Annotated in this window: 2 protein-coding genes; both read left to right on the top strand. The window is 65.4% G+C overall.

Annotation, left to right across the window (positions count from 1 at the left end; translation table 11 throughout):
* The coding region (locus HOP52_RS19480; RefSeq protein ID WP_422677731.1) for a TRAP transporter small permease subunit at nt 1-547 on the top strand (547 nt) is incomplete at its 5' end.
* A 21-nt stretch (nt 548-568) separates the two neighbouring features.
* Nucleotides 569-1,939 carry a TRAP transporter large permease gene (locus HOP52_RS19485; protein WP_238979192.1) on the top strand — a complete coding sequence of 457 codons (1,371 nt, stop codon included), beginning with the start codon at nt 569-571 and terminating at the stop codon, nt 1,937-1,939.
* The last annotated feature ends 71 nt before the right edge of the window (nt 1,940-2,010 follow it).

Raw genomic sequence — 2,010 nt, forward strand, 5'->3', positions numbered from 1 at the left:
GGCTCTGCCCACCAACCGGCTGAGCCATGCGCTCGACACCGCCATCGCGGCAATTGGCAAGACGCTCTCCTGGCTGTGGATCGCGACCCTGGCCGTCGTGCTGACCAACGTCTTCAGCCGCTTCATCCTCGGCCGCGGCTCCATCGCCCTGGAGGAGATGTCGTGGCACCTGTTCGGCGCCACCATGATCCTGACCCTGGCCTACGCCGTGGTCACCGATGACCATGTGCGCGTCGATGTGCTGCGCGAGAAGTTCTCGCTGCGCTTCCAGGCCTGGGTCGAACTGCTCGGCATCGTGCTGCTGATGCTGCCGATCCTCTATTTCATGATCGACAACCTCATCGAGTACGCCTACCGCTCCTTCGACCGCGGTGAGCGCTCCCAGGCCCCCAGCGGGCTGCCCTATCGCTTCATCATCAAGAGCACGCTGCCCATCGGCATGATCCTGATCGCCATCGCGCTCTCGTCGCGGGCGCTGCGCTGCTGCACCTACCTCTTCCACTTTCCTCGGGAGCTGCACCTGCGTCGCCCGACCGACTTTCGTTAACGCGGATCAGCGAGGATCATCATGGGTCTCGAAGAAATACTCGTCATCGGCATGTTCGCCGGTTTCATGGGGCTGCTGCTGATCGGCTTCCCCGTCGCCTGGTCGCTGGCCGGCATCGGTTTTCTGTTTGCCATCATCGGCCACGTGCTGGTCGAGCACTTCAATGCCGACCTCTGGTTCTCCTGGGGCGGCACCATCGGCGTGCTGGACCGACGCCTCTACGGCATTGTCGCCAACGAGCTGATGGTCGCCCTGCCGCTATTCATCTTCATGGGCATCATGCTCGACCGCTCCGGCATCGCCGAACGGCTGATGAACTCCCTGGTGCGCGTGCTGGGCGGGCTGCGCGGCGGCTATGCGGTGACCGTGGTCATCGTCGGCGTGCTGCTGGCCGCCTCCACCGGCATCGTCGGCGCCTCGGTGGTGCTGCTCGGCATGCTCTCCATCGGCCCCATGCTGCAGGCGAAGTACAACAAGTCGCTGGCCGTGGGCACCGCCTGCTCGGTGGGCACCCTGGGCATCCTGGTGCCGCCGAGCATCATGCTGGTGCTGATGGCCGACCGCCTGGGCACCTCGGAGGCCTCGGTGGGCCGGCTGTTCATGGGCGCGCTGATTCCCGGAATCATGCTGGGCGTGATGTACATCGCCTTTATCCTGATCGCTGCCTACATCAAGAAGGACCTGGCACCGGCGCCGGAGAATCGCAAGCCGCTCAATGCCCGGGCGCTGCTCGAGGTGCTGATCGCCGTGCTGCCGCCCATGGCGCTGATCGTGGCGGTGCTGGGCTCGATTTTCACCGGTTTCGCCACCACCACCGAGGCCTCGGCGGTGGGTGCCCTAGGCGCCATGCTGCTGGCGCTGTTCAGCCGCCGACTCAGCTTCGAGGTAGTATCCAAGGCGCTCTACCAGACCACCCGCACCACGGCCTTCATCTTCGGCATCTTCGTCGGCGCCACCATCTTCGCCGTGGTACTGCGCGGGCTGGGCGGCGACGACGTGATCCGCGATGCCATCACCGGACTGCCCTTCGGCCCCGCCGGGGTGGTGTTGACGATCATGCTGGTGGTGTTCCTGCTGGGCTTCTTCCTCGACTGGGTGGAGATCACCCTGATCATCCTGCCGCTGGTGGCGCCGGTGGTCTTCAGCCTGGGGGTCGACCCGGTGTGGTTTGCCATCTTGTTCGCCATCTGCCTGCAGACGTCCTTCTTGACCCCGCCAGTGGGCTTCGCGCTCTTCTACATCAAGGGGGTCTGCCCGCCAGGCATCACCACCACCGATATCTACAAGGGCGTGGCGCCCTTCGTGGCCATACAGCTGCTGGGGCTGGCGCTGGTGTTCTTCTACGAACCGCTGGCCACCTGGCTCCCCGGCCAGGTGTATAGCGGCCGCTAACGGCATGGCGCGGAGTGCCCCGCGCCATGCCACCGGCCCGGGACACGGCGCCCACTGTCGCAAAACAGTGG

This window comes from Billgrantia campisalis (assembly GCF_022341425.1).
Lineage (GTDB): Bacteria > Pseudomonadota > Gammaproteobacteria > Pseudomonadales > Halomonadaceae > Halomonas > Halomonas campisalis.

Excerpts from the sequence above, each read along its gene's own strand:
- HOP52_RS19485 (WP_238979192.1), top strand. The coding sequence starts at position 569 with ATGGGTCTCGAAGAAATACTCGTCATCGGCATGTTCGCCGGTTTCATG.